This window comes from Rahnella perminowiae (assembly GCF_019049755.1).
GTDB lineage: Bacteria > Pseudomonadota > Gammaproteobacteria > Enterobacterales > Enterobacteriaceae > Rahnella > Rahnella perminowiae.
The window spans coordinates 1-1,685 of record NZ_JAFMOS010000193.1 but is presented as its reverse complement, the minus strand read 5'-3'; the positions used below and the strand labels follow the sequence as shown (position 1 = coordinate 1,685).

Sequence of the window (1,685 nt, the reverse complement as noted above, 5' to 3'; positions counted from 1 at the left end):
TACATCAACAACTCTGACTGGGTTATCCTCGGTGACAAAATCATCCAGCACTTCAGGCAGCAACGTCACCTGATGTCTGCCCTGACCTTTAATGTGATGGGTCATATCTGCACCCGCAATATGTAATCGTATCCTTCTAATTTTAATAAATAAAGTGGGTTTACGCATGGGTTTATCAAGAATGGTTGATCATATTAAGTCACTGCTTAGACCAAAAAGTGATCAGCAGTTTTCACACAGCCTGGGCACACAGCAGACAAATACGTGACGCTGAGGGTCTGCTGAGAGCGATGAGTCGACATAGCTACTCATTGTGTAATCAGCATTATTGGTAGATCAGTGGTTTTAAGAACATCAAAGCATTTTTACAGTGTTATCTAACCAGGTGGGAAGATTTTCTCTGTACCAGTTGAGATAGAAATGAAAATCACTTTTCTGCCGTTCATTAAGCAGTACGACTACCTCGGTAACAATCCATGCTTTGGCAATTGCAATTTCTTTAGCCAGATCATTAGGCTTAGAATGACAAGATATACAGTTATAGCGTTCTGAAAACTCAATAAATTTTTGTATAGAACCCATTCCCTTTATTAGGGGGGCAAGGTCAATTGCTGGGCTGCCAATGCTGAATCTCTCCCAGTCGAAAAGAACTAAATCACCGTCATCCCTTTTTCCCCAATTACCCGCATTACTATCACCTGAAATTAAGCACTGACCACTAAACAGAGCATCACTTGCCTGCTGGAAATGCCGTAACTGTTGTGCTGATCTTTCCGGTAATGCCAAAAGAGTGAGAGATTTTTCGAGCGCTGATTCTGACCAGGTGTGATTGTGATAAACCCACGAAGGGTCAGGCGGATAGCAATGCAAGCGACACAGAATTGACAACACGTCATCTCCTGCAACTGCGTCCTGACCAACTTGATGTGGGATATATTCCAGTCTCAACTTGCGTAAGGATGGATCGGCGAACAAGAGCTTTGGGGTGACAATGTCAACCTGAGCGAGACTCTTGGCTGCGTGTTGATAAAAACTGTACTCCACATCACTGACAGGAAATTTCTCGACTACCTGATGACCTGTTTCATCCACAAAAAGTGCCACTTTGGCGGTACCCATTCTGGATATATTATCAACAGACATACATCTTCCTTTAACGTTGGCCGGTTGGTTAATTCTGAGGCGTTTGAGTTTTGCTCATACTGGCAGTCATGCTGACATTTCGCCTCGCCATAGTTAGCATATTGTGATGGTTGCGCCGTCTGTTTGGCAGAGAGTAGCCGAATAAACACCAGAGGACTGCTAAGCGCGAGGAGCGAACTTAACATTCTGCTGTATTAAGCAATTAGGCCGGTTCAGAAACCAGGTCGAAGAGACCAAGGAACTGTGGTACCTATGATATTGACCGTTATATCATTCTTTAACGCAACGTTGATACCATCCGATATTTCAAGATTGGATAACCATCTTGATTTATTGGAATTCAATCTACTATCTATAACAAAGCCTAATATGATTATTCTGTATTGAATGTTAGGATGATTTTTACGGAAAAAAGATAATCTATGACTAATTTCCTCTGGATTTGACGGATCTGCTAAAGAACTTCCAACAATATGCCAAAGTGAATTTTTAGTGAATTCAACAGCGACCGAACAGACATTCATTTCTGATGGCTCATGCAC

2 protein-coding genes are annotated in these 1,685 nt (G+C 42.1%); both read right to left on the bottom strand.

Annotated elements, in window-relative coordinates; all coding sequences use genetic code 11:
- Positions 1-354 precede the first annotated feature (354 nt).
- Positions 355-1,143 carry a phosphotransferase family protein gene (locus J1785_RS01180; RefSeq protein ID WP_217137337.1) on the bottom strand — a complete coding sequence of 263 codons (789 nt, stop codon included), beginning with the start codon at positions 1,141-1,143 and terminating at the stop codon, positions 355-357.
- Between the two features lie 212 nt (positions 1,144-1,355).
- The coding region (locus J1785_RS01175) for a Rossmann-fold NAD(P)-binding domain-containing protein (protein WP_217218617.1) at positions 1,356-1,685 on the bottom strand (330 nt) is incomplete at its 5' end.

What these genes read in the sequence shown, in the direction of transcription:
- J1785_RS01180 (WP_217137337.1), bottom strand. Translation starts at nt 1,143, where the DNA reads ATGTCTGTTGATAATATATCCAGAATGGGTACCGCCAAAGTGGCACTT.